This is a genomic window from Kribbella sp. CA-247076, assembly GCF_050942445.1.
Classification (GTDB): domain Bacteria; phylum Actinomycetota; class Actinomycetes; order Propionibacteriales; family Kribbellaceae; genus Kribbella.
Window position 1 is genome coordinate 4,225,730 of the sequence record NZ_CP192051.1, and the last position, 15,595, is coordinate 4,241,324.

Here is a 15,595-nt window from a genome sequence, read left to right on the forward strand (position 1 = left end):
GACCTAGTGGTCGGTGGGTTGAGGAAGTCGTGTGCCGTGATCACGGCGGTGGCGCTCGGCGTGGGTACGGCGGCGTGCGCGGCCGGGGTCGACGACGGCGGGCGCGAGGCGAGCGGGGCGACCCCGAAGGAGCTCCGGCTGGCGATCGGCGGTGAGTCCGAGGAGGGGTACGACCCGACGTTGGGGTGGGGTCGTTACGGGTCGCCGCTGTTCCAGTCGACATTGCTGACCAGGGACGCGGACCTGAACGTCGTCAACGACCTCGCGACCAAGCACTCGGTCAGCGCGGACGGGCTGGTGTGGACGGTCGACCTGCGCACCGACGCCAAGTTCAGCGACGGGAAGCCGGTGACGGCCGGCGACGTGGCGTACACGTTCACCACGGCCGCGAAGAGCGGCGGGCTGACCGACGTCACCGCGCTGGCCAAGGCCGTGGCGGTCGACGACGACACCGTCGAGCTGCACCTGAAGCGGCCGCAGAGCACCTTCGTCAACCGGCTGGTGTCGCTCGGGATCGTGCCGAAGCATGCCCACGGCAAGGACTACGCGCGCAAACCGGTCGGGTCCGGTCCGTTCACGTTCGTCCAGTGGGACGAGGGTCAGCAGCTGATCGTGCAGCGCAACGAGAACTACTACGGCACCAAGCCGGCGTTCGAGCGGATCGTGTTCACGTTCACCGGTGAGGACGGTTCGCTCGCGGCCGCGAAGGCGGGTCAGGCGTCGATGGCCGCCGTACCGTCGAGCCTGGCCAAGACCACCGTGCCGGGGATGAAGGTGGTCCCGGTGCGGTCGGTCGACAACCGCGGGGTGATGTTCCCGTACGTCGCCGACACCGGCCGGAAGACCGCGGACGGCCTGCCGATCGGCAACGACGTGACGTCCGACAAGGCGATCCGGCAGGCGGTCAACCGGGCGGTCGACCGGACCGCGCTGGTCGAAGGAGTGCTCGAAGGCTTCGGCTCGCCAGCCACCGGACCGGTCGACGGCCTGCCCTGGTACGAGCCGTCGTCGGCGATCGAGGACAACGACACCACCGGGGCCAAGCAGCTTCTCGACTCGGCCGGATGGACCGACGGCAACGGTGACGGCGTCCGCGAGAAGGCCGGCATCAAGGCGGCGTTCACCCTTCTCTACCCGGCGGACGACACGACCCGCCAGGGGCTCGCACTCAGCGTCGCCGACATGCTGAAGCCGGTCGGTATCCAAGTCACGCCGAAGGGCGTCAGCTGGGACGTGATCGACAAGCGCCTGCACGCCGACGCGGTGCTGTTCGGTTGGGGCAGCCACGACCCGACCGAGATGTACAACCTGTACTCGTCCACCCAAGCCGGCGTCGAGTACTGGAACCCGGGCTACTACGTGAACCCGGCCGTCCAGAAGAACCTCGACACCGCGCTCGGCGCGACCGATCCGGACGTGGCCACGAAGCACTGGAAGGCCGCCCAGCGCGATGCCGACGGCAACGGCTTCGGCCCGTCCGGTGACGCCGCCTGGGCGTGGCTCGTCAACCTCGAGCACACCTACTTCGTCAGCGACTGCCTCGACCTCGGCAAGCCGCAGATCGAGCCGCACGGGCACGGGTGGCCGATCACCGCCGGCATCACCGGATGGCGCTGGACCTGTTGAGCACAGTCACCGACGAGCCCACCAGGACGGCGCCACGCGGTCCACGGTGGGCCGGAGCCGTGGCCGGCAGGCTGGTCCGGCTCGTGATCCTGCTGGCGGCCGTCGCCGCGGCGTCGTTCGCGCTGATGTCCGCGTCGCCGGTCGACCCGGTGGACGCGTACGTCGGCGGCGACATCGCGGCGATCGGCCCCGAACAACGCGCCCAGATCGCCGAGCGCTGGGGCCTGAACGACCCGCCGCTGGAGCGGTTCGGCAACTGGCTGGCGAACCTCGTTCGCGGCGACCTCGGGCAGTCGGCCACCTTCAACCAACCGGTCGCCGACGTCATCGCCGGCAAGTTCCTGACGAGCCTCGCGCTGATGGCCGTCGCCTGGTGCTTCTCCGGCCTGATCGGTTTCACGCTCGGTCTGGTCGCCGGCGTACGGCGTGGCCGCTGGGCCGACCGGGTCATCACCTGGTGGGCCTACACCCTGGCGTCCGCGCCGACGTTCTGGGTCGGCCTGTTGCTGCTGTACGCCTTCTCGGTGTCCTTGCAGTGGACGCCGATCTGCTGCGCCGTACCCGTCGGGACGGTCGCCAGTGAGGTCGGGTTGCTCGACCGGTTGCACCATCTGTTGCTCCCGGCCCTGACCTTGAGCCTGGTCGGCATCGCGCCGATCGCCCTGCACACGCGGCAGGCGGTGGCGGTCGCCATGGCCAGCGACTACGTCGCGTTCGCCCGCGCACAGGGCGAGCGCACGCTGGGCCTCGTCGTTCACCATGTACTGCGCAACGCTGCCGGGCCGGCGTTGTTGCTGCAGTTCAGCTCGCTCGGCGAGCTGTTCGGCGGGTCCGTGCTCGCCGAACAGGTCTTCTCCTACCCCGGCCTCGGTGCAGCGACCACGGCGGCCGCGCTCGGACAGGACGTTCCGCTGCTCCTCGCGATCGCGTTGTTCACCACGGTCTTCGTCTACACAGGCAATCAACTGGGCGATCTCCTCCACACCTGGCTCAATCCGCGCACCCGGCGTCTGGAGGCGGCTCGATGACCGACGTCGTTGCCGACGGCACCCGGTCCGGCCGGCTCATGGGCGACCGCCGGCGCCGTACCCTGGCGTTCCTCGCCGTCTCGGTGACCGTCGTGGCCGGCGTCGTGATCGCGGGCACGATGGCCGTCGACCCCGCCGGTACGACGCACCTCGCGGACCGGAATCTGAGCCCGTCCTGGGAGCACCTGTTCGGGACCGACCGGCTCGGTCGCGACATGCTCGCGCGGGTGCTGTCCGGGCTGCGGCTCAGCCTGGTCGTCGGCGTGAGTGCCGCGCTGATCTCGGGGACGGTCGCCGTACTCATGGCCTGTGCGGCCGCGGTCGGCGGCCGGGTCGTGGATCGGGCGGTCACCTGGCTGGTCGACTTGTTCCTCGCGCTCCCCCACCTCGTCCTGCTGATCCTGCTCGCGTTCGCGCTCGGCGGCGGGACCCGGGCGGTCGTCATCGCGGTCGCGGTCACCCACTGGCCGTCGCTGACCCGTGTCCTGCGCGGCCACGCCCGCCAGGTGGTCTCGTCGGACTACGTCGCGATCGCCCGGCAACTCGGTCGCGGCCGTTGGTGGATCGCCCGCCGGCACGTCGCTCCCCAACTCGTCGGCCACTTCCTGGTCGGCACGGTGCTGTTGTTCCCGCACGCCATCCTGCACGAGGCGGCGTTGTCGTTCCTCGGTCTCGGCGTCGACCCGGCCGAGCCGTCGATCGGCGTACTGCTCGCCGAGTCGATGCGGTTCCTGTCCGCCGGCGCGTGGTGGCTCGCGGTCCTGCCCGGACTGTGCCTGCTCGTCGTCGTCAAACTCGTGGACGCGATCGGCGAGAACACCCGCGCGCTCCTCGACCCGAGGAGCCACCACCTGTGACAGCCCTGCTGACCATCGAGGAGCTGAAGGTCTCGTTCGTCCAGTACGCGCGCGGCCTGCGCCGCCGGGAGATCGTCGCGCTGGCCGGCATGGACCTGGTCGCCGACCGCGGCCAGGTCGTCGCCCTGGTCGGCGCCTCCGGTGCCGGCAAGACGCTGCTCGCGCACGCCGTCCTCGGCATGCTCCCGCCGAACGCGACCGAGGCCGGGACCGTCACGTACGCCGGGACCGTGGTCGATCCGGTCGCACGCCGACGCCTGGCCGGGCGGGAGATCGCGCTCCTCCCCCAGTCGGTCGACTACCTGGATCCGCTCGCCACCGTCGGCCGCCAGGTCCGCCGCTCGGCCCGGCTCGCCGGACACGACGACCCGGACCGTGTGGCCGCCACCGCGCTGGAGGCCCGTGGACTCGGCCGGGAGGTACTACGCCGATACCCGCACGAACTGTCCGGCGGGATGATCCGGCGGGTCCTGGTCACGATGGCGACGATGGGCGATCCACACCTGATCCTGGCCGACGAGCCCACCCCAGGTCTGCCGGCCAGCGACGTCGCCGCCGTACTCGCCGACTTCCGCACGCTGGCCGACGACGGGCGCGCCGTCGTACTCATCACCCATGAGTTGCAGGGCGCGCTCGAGATCGCGGACACCGTGGTGATCTGCCACGACGGCCGGACGGTCGAGTCCGCCGCGCCAACCGCGTTCTCGGCTGACGGCTCGGCGCTGCAGCACGCGTACACCAAGGCGCTCTGGCGTGCGCTGCCCGCCAACGGCTTCACGGTCCCGGAGGCGCAGCCATGCTGACGGCCAAGGACCTCTGGTTCCGGTACGACGACCACGCGCCGTGGATCGTCGAGGGTACGTCGTTGTCGGTCGCGCCCGGTGAAGTCGTCGGCCTGTTCGGGCCGAGCGGGTCCGGCAAGAGCACGATCGGACGGCTGCTCGCCGGGCTGCTGACGCCCCAGCGCGGCGAGATCGACGTCGACGCCCGACCGCGCGGTCCTCATCCGGTGCAGCTCGTCCTGCAGCACCCCGAACGCGCGATGAACCCGCACTGGAAGGTCCGCGACATCCTCGCCGAGAGCGGCGCCTGCCACCACGAGCTCGAGGCGGTCGATCCCGACCTGGTCAGCCCGGCGTGGCTCGACCGCTTCCCGCACGAGATCAGCGGCGGCGAGCTCCAGCGCGTCAACCTCGCCCGGGCCCTGCTCACCAACCCGCGCTACGTCGTCGCGGACGAGATCAGCGCCAGCGTCGACGCCGTCACCCAGGCGCGCATCTGGCACCACCTCCTCGACCGTGCCCGCACCGACGGCATCGGCGTACTCGCCATCTCCCACGACCGCCCCCTCCTCGACAAGGTCAGCACCCGCAGCATCAGCCCTTGACCCTTGTTCCAGCAACAGTGCGGGCGTACCGTCGGCCGCAGGGGATCCATCGGCATCGCGGGGCGACCGCGGCAGCTGGATGGTGGGGGGACACGGGGCTATGTGGCGACGAATCATCTGCATTGGCACGGTCGGATTTGCTGTGTCCGCACTCATCGGGTGCACGAACGGTGAGGACGCCGGATCCACGGAGACGACAACCACCGTGGCTCCGTCGAGCACACCAATCACCACTTCGGCACCAGTACTCGACCCTGCGGTCCAGGCGTTCATCGCCAGACTGACAGCCAGCCCCGATGCGATCGCAGATGAGGTGAACAAGTACGGCGACGCACGGGTTACGCCGGCCGACGTCGATGATCAGGCGAGAGCCTTGTGCGAGGCCGGGTTCTCTCCCTTCGTCACCGAGGCCTGGCTGTCCCTCAGGGTGCCGCACCGAAACCTGTTGCTGCTCGGGCCGGTGCATCGACTGCTCGACCTGGCGAGCACACCGCGGATCTGCAGGCGTGGACCATCACCAGTCGAACAACAACAGTTCCGCAGCGGGATCTACTCCTACCTCAAGGCGACTGATCCGCAGCCACGTGCCGAGATCCCGGACGCCGTACAACGAAACGTATGCGGATTTCTCCAGCACGAGTCTGGCTCGCAGACGGTCGAGGCGCTGCTCGAATCCATCCTGGCCGCAATGTTCCGCAACCGCATCGATCCGGACGATTTCCTGCCGCTGGCTGTGGAGATCACCGCCCAGAGTTGCGAGCAGTGGCTACCCGTACTGCGACAAGCCCTCGACAAGTACTTCAATTCGAACGTGTGAGGCGCCCGAGGACGGTGGTGGTGAAGGCTTCGATGCTGTTGACGACGGATTCGAAGCGGATCGAGTGGAAGAGGTCGAAGGAGTGTTGGGCGCCGGGGAGCTGGGCGTAGGCGACCGGGGTGGTCGAGACGGCGGCCAGGGCGGTGGCGAAGGTTCGGGCCGTGTCGACCGGGACCATCGTGTCCTGCTCGCCGTGGACGATGAAGAACGGCGGTGCGTCCGCGCGCACGTGCCCGACCGGCGACGACGACTCGCCCTGGCCGTAGTAGTTGCCGTGGTAGCCGCCGAGGGAGATCACCGCGGTCACCGTGGTGTCCACGTCCTCGAAGCCGGGCTGGTACGCCGGGTCGTTCGGTGTCAGACCGGCCAGCGCGGCCATGTGACCACCCGCCGAGCTGCCGGTGGCGAACAGGAGCGAGGGATCGGCGCCGTACTCGGCCGCGTGGGCACGCGCCCAGGCGATCACCCGCTTGTAGTCCACCAGATGCGCCGGATGCTCGGCCTCCGGACGCAGGCGGTAGTTCGCGCTGATGCACAACCAGCCCTTGCTCGCCAGGCGGTAGATCATCGGCAGCGCCTGCGAGTTCTTCCGGCCCGCGAAGTACGCGCCGCCGTGGAGATGGATGAGCACCGGTCCGCGCACCGCGCCGGAGCGGGGTAGGTAGACGTCCAGGAGATTCCTCCGGCCGGCGTCGCCGTACCTGAGGTTACCGATCCTCCGCACGTCGAAGCGCCGGGTGAAGAAGGGCCTGAACAGGATCCGTGCCCACGGCAACCGCTGCCGCAGGCAAGCTTTCGACTCCTCGTCCAGCCCATACGACGCGTCCAGCGCGTCAGCCACCACCCGCCTGGCCCGCAGAGCCCGCCGTACGACGACCACCAGGCCGGCCACCGTCAACACGGCGAGACCGACGACGACGGCGTCCCCCACCGTGTCGACATCACCCTGCGCGAACGCCAGGGCCGGCGAGAACACGACGAACAGCAACGCGATGAACGGGAGCTCGCTGACCAGCAGCCCGATCCGGAAGCACAGACCGCGCAGCGGGCCCGGGCGGCGCACGGGCCACAACGCGCACGCCGTGCCGATCGAGACGATTCCCACGCTCCAGAGAAACCCGAGGGACACCGGGCGCGTCTCCCTTCCTTGCCTTGCTTGACGGTCTCGTTCCACGATTGACCACCAATGTTGAGATCGTCCGATCACTTGTTGACGATCCGATGACATGCCGCGGGAGGGGAGCCACGATGGCGGAGAGGCCACGGGACTGGGTGCCGGTCGAGCAGCGATTGCTCGGGCTGGACCGGCGGACGTTTCCGGCCGGGTTGATCGCTCTGGCGGTCGCGCTGGTGCTGATCTACGGCTGGCAGGCGGTGAACGCGGCGATCCCATGGCACAACGAGATCCGCGCCGGACAGGTCCTGGATCTCGGCTCCGGCGCGACCGCGGTGCCGCCGGTGGGCTGGCAGTTGGAGAGCGGCACCCTGGTCGGCGGCGCCGGGGCGAACGCACGGGCGGTGCAGGTATTGCTCGCCTCCGGGGGAGCCACGATCGAGCTCGCGGGGACGGCGTACACCGGCGCCGCGGAGGCGTTCCTCGACCAGGTGGAGCGGGCCGAGGGCGACGACCCTGACGTGACCGGTACGCGCGGCACGGTGACCACCGACGCCGGCCTCGTCGGCGTGGTCGAGAGCCGGACCGGGCCGAGCGGCGACGGGATCGACGTGGCGTTCAAGATGGCTCTCGATCCGGCGGAGGCAGCCGGGTCGCCGGCGCTGCTCGTCCGGGTGCGGACGGCGGGCGGCCAGTTCGAGCGCTACCAGGACGAGGTGTCCGCGCTGCTGCGCAGCATCACGCCGGGGGTGGCGCGATGAGCGTCGTACCCGACGAGAAGGCCGCGCAACTGCGGGCGATCGAGCAGTCCGGCTGGGGACAGCCGTACCGGTTCCTCCAGCCACACAACCTCGCCTTTTGGGTCTACGTGCTCGGCGTCGGCGGCGGCGCCCTGACGATGCTGCGGTACTTCGGCCCCAAGGCAGCGTTCTACTCCCCCGCGCTGGCCGGCGGCGTGGTCCTGTTCGGGCTCTACCTCGTGCCCTGGCTGCTGCTCCTGCGGCACCACAACCGGTTCACCGCCCAGCCCGCCAAGCTGCTCGCGACCGGGTTCGTCTGGGGCGGTGTCGCGGCGACGTTCTGGATCGCCCTTCCGGCGAACACCGCGCTGCTCTCGATCTGGTCGAAGATCGGCGGTACGTCGTTCGCCGCCGACTGGGCCGCCGGGCTGACCGCACCGATCAACGAGGAGTTCGCCAAGGGGATCGGCCTCGTCCTGCTGATCGGACTCGCGCCCCGGCTGGTCCGCAGCGCCTACGACGGCTTCATCATCGGCGCGTTCATCGGCCTCGGCTTCCAGGTGTTCGAGGATCTCCTGTACGTCTACAACGGCGCCACCCAGCTGTACGGCGTCGACCAACTCGGCTCGTCGCTGCAGGTCTTCCTCGCGCGCGGCGCGGCCGGGATCGTCTCGCACGCTCTGTTCAGCGCGATCTTCTGCGCCGGACTGATGTGGGTGCTCGGCCGGACGCCCGGCGAACGGAACGTCGTCCGCGGCGTCCTCACCATGCTGACGGCGATGGTGTTCCACTTCGCCTGGGACGACATGGGCGGGCTCAGTGGCGGCACCGCGATCGCCGCCGTCTTGCCGTTCGCCCTCGCGGTCATCGAGCTCGCCACCCTGTTCTACGTGCTCCGGCACGCAGCACGGCAGGAACGCACCTGGATGCGCGACCTGCTCGGTCCCGAGCTTGCGACCGGCGCGGTCGATCCGGCCCTCGTCGATGCGGTCAGCGGTCTGCGCAAGGACCGCAAGAAGTACCGCAAGCACCTGCACAGCCGCTCCAGAGCCCGCCACTACCTCGAAGCCGCTACCGACCTCGCGCAGGAGATCGCCCGCGCCAACAGCAGCGAGAGCCCCGGTGTCACGCACGCACGCTCCGAGCTCGCACGGCTCCGCAGCAAGGAGCCGGTCAACCGATCCGGACCGTGACCTCGGCCGTCGGCGACTCGTACTTGCTGGTGCGGGCTGCGATCTGGACCGTCCAGTCACCCGCCCGCGGGAGACCGACGCGACCTTCGTACTGCCCGGGTCCGACGCTGGTCAGCGGGACCGCGACCGGGCCAATGCTCTCGCTGGAGAGGCTGAACCGCACCGTCGGTGGAGCGAGTGGCTCGAGTGGTTCTCCTTCCGACGTCCGCAGGTAGAGCTGGATGGAGTTCTGGCCTGTGGTCACCGGGGAGATGCGGAGCCGGGCGAGGTTCTCGCCCAGCTTGGCCTCGACTCCGCGCACGCGTTGTGGCGCGGTCGCGGTCTGCTCCTGCTCGCGAGGTGGCTGGGTCACCAGGATCGAGGTGAGCGCCAGGACACCGGCCACGGCCAGGGCTTCCGCGCTCACCGTCAGCCGCAGCGTCCGGCGGGCCGATGACGTGCGTGGTTCGGCCTTGACCCGAGGCAGCAGGCGGAAGCGGTTCCAGGCGGCGAGCGCGACGATCGCGGCGACCACCGCCAGTTTCGCCAGCAGTGCCAGACCGTACGACGTCTCCCACAGCCCGCGGATCGAGCCCAGCACCCGCCACGCGAGGATCGTGCCGGCCGCGGCCAGCGTCAGCATCGTCCACGCCGCTACGGCTGAGAACCGGGCGGCCGTGACCGCCGCGCGTTCGGGCGAGGCGTCCGAGCCCTTCGACAACGTGATGGCGAGGCCGATGATCCCGCCGGCCCAAACCGCGCCGGCGATCACGTGCAAGACATCCGCGGCGACGACCAGCCAAGCCGGACCGTACGTGCGGGTGTGACCGGTCAACGGGAACGACGCCAGCGCGAGCACGCTGCCGACGCCGACGTACCACCTGGTCAGGTCGCGACGACGCGTGCCCGCGCGCGGTCTGACAAGCGTCAACGCCGAGCCGACACACGCAAACACTGCAGCGAGCGCGTGGTCCGACGTGATGCTGTCCGACCAGACCGTCGAGTCGGTGAGCTTGGCGTCCAACTGCCAGGCCACGGACACCGGGACGGACGCGACGACACCGACCACGCCGGCCACGACGGCGATCCGGGCGGCGGTCCGCAGCCGACGACGCAGTACCGGCATCCCTCCAGGGGTCGCCGCGAGCATCCCCAGCTCGAACACGGCCAGCCCCACCGCCGCGAGGACTCCGAGGTAGCCGAGGCTCGTGGTCACCACGCGGGCAGCGTTGAGCGCCGTACTGGGCTCGTCGCCGACCGGCGCGGCGGTGGCAGCACTTCGCTCCCCGATCGAGAAGACGAACCCGCCGGAGACCGGATGGTCGTCGGCGGACGTGACCCGCCAGGTGATGGTGTAGGTGCCGCGTTCGAGCCCGGACGGCAACTGGGCGACGACCTTCGTGTCGACGCTGCGGACGTCCGTACTCAGCCGCTCGCCGTCGGGGGCGAACACGCTGACCGAGGTCGGCCAGACACCGACCTGCTCGTTGAACGTCAACGTGATCGCCGCCGGTGCGGTCGGCAGCACCGCGTCGTTCTTCGGGTCCGTGCCGAGCAGGATGGCGTGCGCGGCCGCGGGGACCGCGGTCAGCCCCAGCCACGCCACCGCCAGGAGGATTCCGGCGGGCACGGTGACGCGCAGCCACCGTGCCCGCCGGAGCAGGCCGAACATCAGGACCGACGCGTCCTGACCAGCGCAGCGCCACCGACCGCCAGGCCGAGGACACCGACGCCGAGCGCGACCCAGGTCACCGCCGGGGTGCCGTCGTCGACCGACGCGGCCGCGGCGGCGTTCCCGGTCGCGGCCGGCTCCCCGTCGGACTCGCTGTCGGACTCGCTGTCGGCGGCGGTCACCTCGAACCCGGGCGCGGGAGCCTCCAGGTCGTCCTCCGACTGGCCGTCCTTGGCGACCTCGACCCAGGCGGTCTCACCCTTGGCACAGGTCTGGACGGTCGGGAAGACCAGCTTGCCGGGCTTGTCCGGCAGCTTGGCCGACAGCTCGAACTTGTCCCGCAGGTCGTCGGCCAGCGGGGTCTTCGCCGTGTAGACGACCTCCCCGACCCGCTCGGTGATCTCGTTGCCGTGGCTGTCCTTGATCGGGGTCGCCAGCTTCGCCATCACCTTCTGGACGGTCCAGTTCGGGTTGACCGTCGGCGTGACCGAGGTGAACTCCTCGGGGATCTTGATCGAGACCTTCGTGGTCGGCGATCCGTCGCACCCGTGCGGCACGGACACGGTCAGGACGCTGTACTCACCGGCGGTCGTCACGCTCGGCGTCACGCCGACGTGGGCGAAGGCCGGCGTACCGGCCAGCACGAGGCCACCGGCGGTCAGCGCGCCGATGGCAAGGGTACGTCGCAGTGCAGTCTTCATCTCGAAGTCTTTCTGGGCTGGAGCCACCGGACGACGGCTCGCTCGGAACACAGGCGGATGCGTGGGCGCGCACGACAACCACCCGGACCCGGGTCAGCCCCGGTCACCAGGCGGTCGGCGACACCCCGATCACAGCCGGCGGTCCCCGCGGCGACTCGGCACCACGTACGCCGATCCGGCGCGGCCGCGGCCCGGCGTCGACGATCGGCAGCCGTACGTCGGCCGTCGCGATGACGACGCGCTGCGGGAGCGCGAGCAGCGGGCGCAGGAGCTCCCAGACCAACCACAGCAGCGTCTCGCCGTACGCCAGCAGGACTCCGGCCGCGAGCGTGGCCAACGCGTGGCCACCCAGCATCGGCAGTCCACCCGGAGCTGTGGCCGCAGCGCCGTGCATGTGGTGAGCGGCGTCGGTCGGTTCGCTCAGGACCCAGTGGATCAGCAACTGTCCGGTCGCGAGCAGCCCTGCCAGCCGTACGAAGGTCAGGCGCCGCCGACCCAGCAGGTACGCCGGAGCCGAGGCCAGCCCGGCGATGACCAGGACAGCCAGCGGATGCGGCACCGATCCCCCGCCGACCACGTGTCCGGCGACGGACAGCCCGACCGTCAGAGACGACACCGAGACCGCACGCAGCCACCGCAGCGGCCTCGTGCGTGGGTCGATCCCTGACACTGTCACAGCGAGCAAGCTATCCGACGGCTCCGATCTATGGGTCAGCGGACCTCGAACTTGGCGATCAACTTCTTCAGCCGGTGCGACTCCATTTCGTAGGTCCCCGGAGCGCTGAAGCTGAAGGTCTCCTCCACCTGCTCCCCCGGAGCCACCTGGAACGAGTGATCCGGGGTCGAGTGGACATGCACCTCGTCGTCGATGTCGCTGGTGATCTTCACCGTCACCTGCTCGCCGGTCCGCACCTTCACCACGTCACCACTGGGCTCGGTCTTCCCGTCCTGGATCGACACCTCGACCGTCGCCCCCGACCCGTCACTCTCCTGCCCACCCCCAGAGCACCCGGCCAGCACCACCGCCGACACCACGAGGACGGAACGACAGAAGTTCTTCAAGGCAATCAACACATCTGCATCTAACCCGAGGCACCCAAGACCGCTCACGTCAGGTGTCGTCAGCCGACGAACGTGCGCAACTCCTTGACCAGGTCGACGCCGGCCTCGTTCTCCACCCGGCGGGTCGAGACGCTCTCGACGTTGAAGCCGAACGGCAGGTCCCGGTCCCGGCAGAACGCGGACAGGGTCCGGGCGATCGCGACACAGTGCGCGTACGAGTCCGCCACCGGGTCGCTGGCGTGGGTCAACTCGTTGCGCAGCCAGCGCGGAACCTTCACCCCCAGCCAGGCGAGGAACTCCAGCGTCTTCACCGAGCCGCAGATCGACAGCGTGAACACGATCGGCACCGGCTCGACGCCCTCCTCACGGCACAGGTAGAGGTAGTCCGACGCGAGGTCCATCGCCGCGCCCACGTCGTAGATGATCTGCGTGACGAAGAACGAGCAGCCGCTCTGCTGTTTGCGCAGCAGCCGATGATGCTCGTCCTGCCGGGACGAATGGCGCTCCGGGATCGTCACCCCGCCCAGCGGCATTACCGAGCCGCAACCCTGCCACAGGTCGTAAGCCCGGCTCAGACTCGTCTTCACCGACGCAAAGCTCGTGGGTGCACCGACCATGACGGTGCCGAGGCCGTCCGGCGTCCGCCGTACCCAGGAATCCAGCTCCGCTTCGCTGTACTTGCCGACCGAGCGGTACACGATCGCCGGCCGCTCCCACCAGGTCAGGTGCTCGGCCAGGAAGCGCGCGGGGTCCATGGTCGGGCTGAACGGGAACGGCCGTTCGGTGTCCGAGCGCTCGGCCTCGTCGTCGATGTCGTACAGAATCAGCGCATCGACGTCGATCTGCTGCAGTCGCGCCTTGGTCACGTCGAGGAACCGGCGCAGCGCGTCCTCGGCGATCGCCAGGCGTGGTGGCGTCATCCCGTAGAAGAGCAACTCCGTACGGCGTCCGGTCCGCAGAATCGTCGAGAGATCCGGCTGCACAACATCCTCCCCGTGGGTTCTCCGTGTCGTCACGTCCGAGGTGGCCGGGACGAGCGTCCCGGCCACCTTAGTGGTCAGCGCAGCTCGGTGCGGAGCTCTTGGGCGGCGGTGACGACGTTCTGCAGGGAGTCGCGGACCTCGGGCCAGCCGCGGGTCTTCAGGCCGCAGTCCGGGTTCACCCACAGGCGTGCCGCCGGGATCGCGTCCAGACCCTTGCGGAGCAGCGACACGACCTCCGGCGTACCCGGGACGCGCGGTGAGTGGATGTCGTAGACGCCCGGCCCGACTCCGCGCGGGTAGCCGGCCTCGCTGAGCTCGTGCGCGACCTGCATGTGCGAGCGGGCGGCCTCCAGGCTGGCGACGTCCGCGTCCATCTCGTCGAGCGCGTTGAGGATGTCGCCGAACTCCACGTAGCACATGTGCGTGTGGATCTGGGTGTCCGCGCGTACGCCGCTCGTCGTCAGGCGGAACACCTCGGTGCCCCACGCCAGGTACTCGGCGCGCGCCGCCGTACGCAACGGCAGGGTCTCCCGCAGCGCCGGCTCGTCGACCTGGATGACGGCCGCGCCCGCCGTCTCGAGGTCGTTCACCTCGTCGCGCAGGGCGAGCGCGACCTGCCGGGCGGTCTCGCTCCGCGGCTGGTCGTCGCGGACGAACGACCACGCCAGCATCGTGACCGGACCGGTCAGCATGCCCTTCACCGGACGATCAGTTTGCAGTTGCGCGTAGGCCCACCACCGGACCGTCATCGGCTCCGGCCGCGAGATGTCGCCGACCAGCACCGGCGGACGGACGTAGCGCGTCCCGTACGACTGCACCCAGCCGTGCTGCGTGGCGACGTACCCGTCGAGCTGCTCGGCGAAGTACTGGACCATGTCGTTGCGCTCCGGCTCGCCGTGCACCAGCACGTCGAGGCCGGCCTTCTCCTGGAACGCGATCACCTCGCGGATCTCCGCGTCGATCCGCTCGTCGTACTGCGCCTCGTCGATCCGGCCGGCCCGCAGGTCTGCCCGGGCCTTCCGCAGCTCGCCGGTCTGCGGGAACGACCCCACGGTTGTCGTCGGCAACAACGGCAGCCCCAGCCTGGCCTGCTGTGCGGCACTCCGGTCGGGGTACGACGCCCCGCGCCGACCGTCCGCCGCGGTGACCGCCGCGGCCCGTGCCCGGACCGCCGGGTTGTTCGTCAGGGGCGAGGACGCCCGGGACGCCAGCGCCTCGCGGTTCGCGTCGAGGACGGCCGCGATCGCCTCGGTGCCTTCGGTGATACCGGTGGCCAGCGCCGCGATCTCGGCGGTCTTCTGCCGGGCGAAGGCGAGCCACGGCCGCACCTCGGGATCGAGCTCGGTCTCGGCGGATACGTCGATCGGAACGTGCAGCAGCGAGCACGAGGCGGCCACGTCCACGTGGTCGACCAGGCCCATCAGCTGGGCGAGCACCGAGAGCGAGGCGGACAGGTCGTTGATCCAGATGTTGCGGCCGTTGACCACCCCCGCGACCAGGCGCTTGCCGCGAAGGCCGGGGACCGCGGCCAGGTCGTCGAGATTCGCCGCGGCCGGGCCGGTGAAGTCGATCGCCAGACCGTCGACCGGAGCGTCGGCCAGCACCGGCAAGGCGTCACCGAGCCGGTCGAAGTACGAGGCCACGAGCAGCTTCGGGCGGTCGGTGAGACCGCCCAGCGTGCTGTACACCCGGGCCACGGCGTCGAGCTCGTCGGCGGTGCGGTCCTGGACCAGGGCCGGCTCGTCCAGCTGGACCCACTCCGCCCCCGCGGCGCGCAGGTCGGCCAGCACCTCGGCGTACGCCGGGAGGATCCGCTCGAGCAGGGACAGTGGCTGGAAGTCCTCCGCCACGCCGGGCGCCGGCTTGGCCAGCAGGAGATAGGTGATCGGCCCGACCAGGACCGGCCGGGCCTTGAGGCCCAGCGCCACGGCTTCCTGCAGCTCGGAGACCTGCTTGCTGGAGTCGACGGTGAACGTCGTGTCCGGGCCGAGCTCCGGCACCAGGTAGTGGTAGTTGGTGTCGAACCACTTCGTCATCTCCAGCGGCGCGACCTCCTGGGTGCCGCGGGCCATCGCGAAGTACCCGTCCAGCGGGTCCGCGTCCACGGAGGCCCGGTGTCGCTGCGGAATCGCCCCGAGCAGGACGGTCGTGTCCAGCACGTGGTCGTAGTACGAGAAGTCACCGGTCGGCACTTCGCCGATCCCGTCGGCGACCAACTGCTGCCAGTTGGCCTTGCGAAGGTCCGCGGCGGTCTGCCGGAGGGCGTCGGCCGTGACCGTGCCCTTCCAGTAGCCCTCGACGGCCTTCTTCAGTTCACGATGGGAACCCTGCCTGGGGTAGCCGTACACGGTGGCCCGTGCTGCCGACTTGCTGTTCAAGCGTCTCTCCTTAGCGAGCCTGTCTCGAAAGACCCTCGACCCGGTGGGAGAGCACGCC

General features: G+C 70.1%; 15 protein-coding genes. 8 read left to right on the plus strand and 7 right to left on the minus strand.

The features are described from left to right. Nucleotides 1–36 precede the first annotated feature (36 nt). The 6 genes from ACQPYZ_RS19995 to ACQPYZ_RS20020 all read left to right on the plus strand — a co-directional run bounded on the left by ACQPYZ_RS19995 (nucleotide 37) and on the right by ACQPYZ_RS20020 (nucleotide 5,715). Nucleotides 37–1,626, plus strand: a complete 1,590-nt coding sequence (locus tag ACQPYZ_RS19995; protein ID WP_433157991.1) for an ABC transporter substrate-binding protein — start codon at nucleotides 37–39, stop codon at nucleotides 1,624–1,626. Next, nucleotides 1,608–2,654 carry an ABC transporter permease gene (locus ACQPYZ_RS20000; protein ID WP_433157994.1) on the plus strand — a complete coding sequence of 349 codons (1,047 nt, stop codon included), beginning with the start codon at nucleotides 1,608–1,610 and terminating at the stop codon, nucleotides 2,652–2,654. Before ACQPYZ_RS19995 ends, ACQPYZ_RS20000 begins: the two co-directional genes overlap by 19 nt. Further along, nucleotides 2,651–3,511, plus strand: a complete 861-nt coding sequence (locus tag ACQPYZ_RS20005) for an ABC transporter permease (protein WP_433157997.1) — start codon at nucleotides 2,651–2,653, stop codon at nucleotides 3,509–3,511. Before ACQPYZ_RS20000 ends, ACQPYZ_RS20005 begins: the two co-directional genes overlap by 4 nt. Then, on the plus strand, nucleotides 3,508–4,314 hold the full coding sequence (locus tag ACQPYZ_RS20010) for an ATP-binding cassette domain-containing protein (RefSeq protein WP_433158000.1): 807 nt from the start codon (nucleotides 3,508–3,510) through the stop codon (nucleotides 4,312–4,314). Before ACQPYZ_RS20005 ends, ACQPYZ_RS20010 begins: the two co-directional genes overlap by 4 nt. Continuing rightward, the gene (locus ACQPYZ_RS20015) at nucleotides 4,308–4,898 is read left to right on the plus strand and encodes an ABC transporter ATP-binding protein (protein ID WP_433158003.1); all 591 of its coding nucleotides are present in this window, start codon (nucleotides 4,308–4,310) and stop codon (nucleotides 4,896–4,898) included. The genes ACQPYZ_RS20010 and ACQPYZ_RS20015 overlap by 7 nt, the downstream gene beginning before the upstream one ends. Before the next feature lie 142 nt (nucleotides 4,899–5,040). Then, entirely contained in the window at nucleotides 5,041–5,715 is a 675-nt protein-coding gene (locus tag ACQPYZ_RS20020) for a hypothetical protein (RefSeq protein ID WP_433158006.1), read from the plus strand. On the opposite strand, the gene ACQPYZ_RS20025 is transcribed toward ACQPYZ_RS20020, so the two are convergent. Further along, nucleotides 5,699–6,844 (minus strand): alpha/beta hydrolase fold domain-containing protein, encoded by a 1,146-nt coding sequence (locus ACQPYZ_RS20025; RefSeq protein WP_433158009.1) that lies wholly within the window; start codon nucleotides 6,842–6,844, stop codon nucleotides 5,699–5,701. The two genes, ACQPYZ_RS20020 and ACQPYZ_RS20025, sit on opposite strands and share 17 nt — an antisense overlap. Before the next feature lie 119 nt (nucleotides 6,845–6,963). On the opposite strand from ACQPYZ_RS20025, the gene ACQPYZ_RS20030 reads away from it, so the two are divergent. Both ACQPYZ_RS20030 and ACQPYZ_RS20035 read left to right on the plus strand, forming a co-directional pair. Beyond that, entirely contained in the window at nucleotides 6,964–7,590 is a 627-nt protein-coding gene (locus ACQPYZ_RS20030) for a hypothetical protein (RefSeq protein WP_433158012.1), read from the plus strand. Next, the gene (locus tag ACQPYZ_RS20035) at nucleotides 7,587–8,762 is read left to right on the plus strand and encodes a PrsW family intramembrane metalloprotease (RefSeq protein ID WP_433158015.1); all 1,176 of its coding nucleotides are present in this window, start codon (nucleotides 7,587–7,589) and stop codon (nucleotides 8,760–8,762) included. The genes ACQPYZ_RS20030 and ACQPYZ_RS20035 overlap by 4 nt, the downstream gene beginning before the upstream one ends. Here the strand turns inward: ACQPYZ_RS20035 and ACQPYZ_RS20040 are convergent. The 6 genes from ACQPYZ_RS20040 to metE all read right to left on the minus strand — a co-directional run bounded on the left by ACQPYZ_RS20040 (nucleotide 8,743) and on the right by metE (nucleotide 15,537). Then, the gene (locus ACQPYZ_RS20040; RefSeq protein WP_433158018.1) at nucleotides 8,743–10,413 is read right to left on the minus strand and encodes a copper resistance protein CopC; all 1,671 of its coding nucleotides are present in this window, start codon (nucleotides 10,411–10,413) and stop codon (nucleotides 8,743–8,745) included. The two genes, ACQPYZ_RS20035 and ACQPYZ_RS20040, sit on opposite strands and share 20 nt — an antisense overlap. Beyond that, nucleotides 10,413–11,114 (minus strand): YcnI family copper-binding membrane protein, encoded by a 702-nt coding sequence (locus ACQPYZ_RS20045; protein WP_433158021.1) that lies wholly within the window; start codon nucleotides 11,112–11,114, stop codon nucleotides 10,413–10,415. The genes ACQPYZ_RS20040 and ACQPYZ_RS20045 overlap by 1 nt, the downstream gene beginning before the upstream one ends. 103 nt (nucleotides 11,115–11,217) lie before the next feature. Then, a complete protein-coding gene (locus ACQPYZ_RS20050; protein ID WP_433158024.1) occupies nucleotides 11,218–11,790 on the minus strand; it encodes a hypothetical protein in 573 nt (190 codons plus the stop codon). Nucleotides 11,791–11,825: 35 nt separating this feature from the next. After that, nucleotides 11,826–12,188: a hypothetical protein gene (locus ACQPYZ_RS20055; protein WP_433158026.1), complete on the minus strand. Its 363-nt coding sequence runs from the start codon at nucleotides 12,186–12,188 to the stop codon at nucleotides 11,826–11,828. 47 nt (nucleotides 12,189–12,235) lie between these two features. Continuing rightward, nucleotides 12,236–13,159 (minus strand): methylenetetrahydrofolate reductase, encoded by a 924-nt coding sequence (locus tag ACQPYZ_RS20060; protein WP_433158029.1) that lies wholly within the window; start codon nucleotides 13,157–13,159, stop codon nucleotides 12,236–12,238. Nucleotides 13,160–13,233: 74 nt separating this feature from the next. Then, nucleotides 13,234–15,537: a 5-methyltetrahydropteroyltriglutamate--homocysteine S-methyltransferase gene (metE, locus tag ACQPYZ_RS20065; protein ID WP_433158031.1), complete on the minus strand. Its 2,304-nt coding sequence runs from the start codon at nucleotides 15,535–15,537 to the stop codon at nucleotides 13,234–13,236. Nucleotides 15,538–15,595 lie beyond the last annotated feature (58 nt).

What these genes read in the sequence shown, in the direction of transcription:
- ACQPYZ_RS20000 (WP_433157994.1), top strand. Translation starts at nt 1,608, where the DNA reads ATGGCGCTGGACCTGTTGAGCACAGTCACCGACGAGCCCACCAGGACG.
- ACQPYZ_RS20005 (WP_433157997.1), top strand. Translation starts at nt 2,651, where the DNA reads ATGACCGACGTCGTTGCCGACGGCACCCGGTCCGGCCGGCTCATGGGC.
- ACQPYZ_RS20015 (WP_433158003.1), top strand. Translation starts at nt 4,308, where the DNA reads ATGCTGACGGCCAAGGACCTCTGGTTCCGGTACGACGACCACGCGCCG.
- ACQPYZ_RS20030 (WP_433158012.1), top strand. Translation starts at nt 6,964, where the DNA reads ATGGCGGAGAGGCCACGGGACTGGGTGCCGGTCGAGCAGCGATTGCTC.
- ACQPYZ_RS20035 (WP_433158015.1), top strand. Translation starts at nt 7,587, where the DNA reads ATGAGCGTCGTACCCGACGAGAAGGCCGCGCAACTGCGGGCGATCGAG.
- ACQPYZ_RS20040 (WP_433158018.1), bottom strand. Translation starts at nt 10,413, where the DNA reads ATGTTCGGCCTGCTCCGGCGGGCACGGTGGCTGCGCGTCACCGTGCCC.
- ACQPYZ_RS20045 (WP_433158021.1), bottom strand. Translation starts at nt 11,114, where the DNA reads ATGAAGACTGCACTGCGACGTACCCTTGCCATCGGCGCGCTGACCGCC.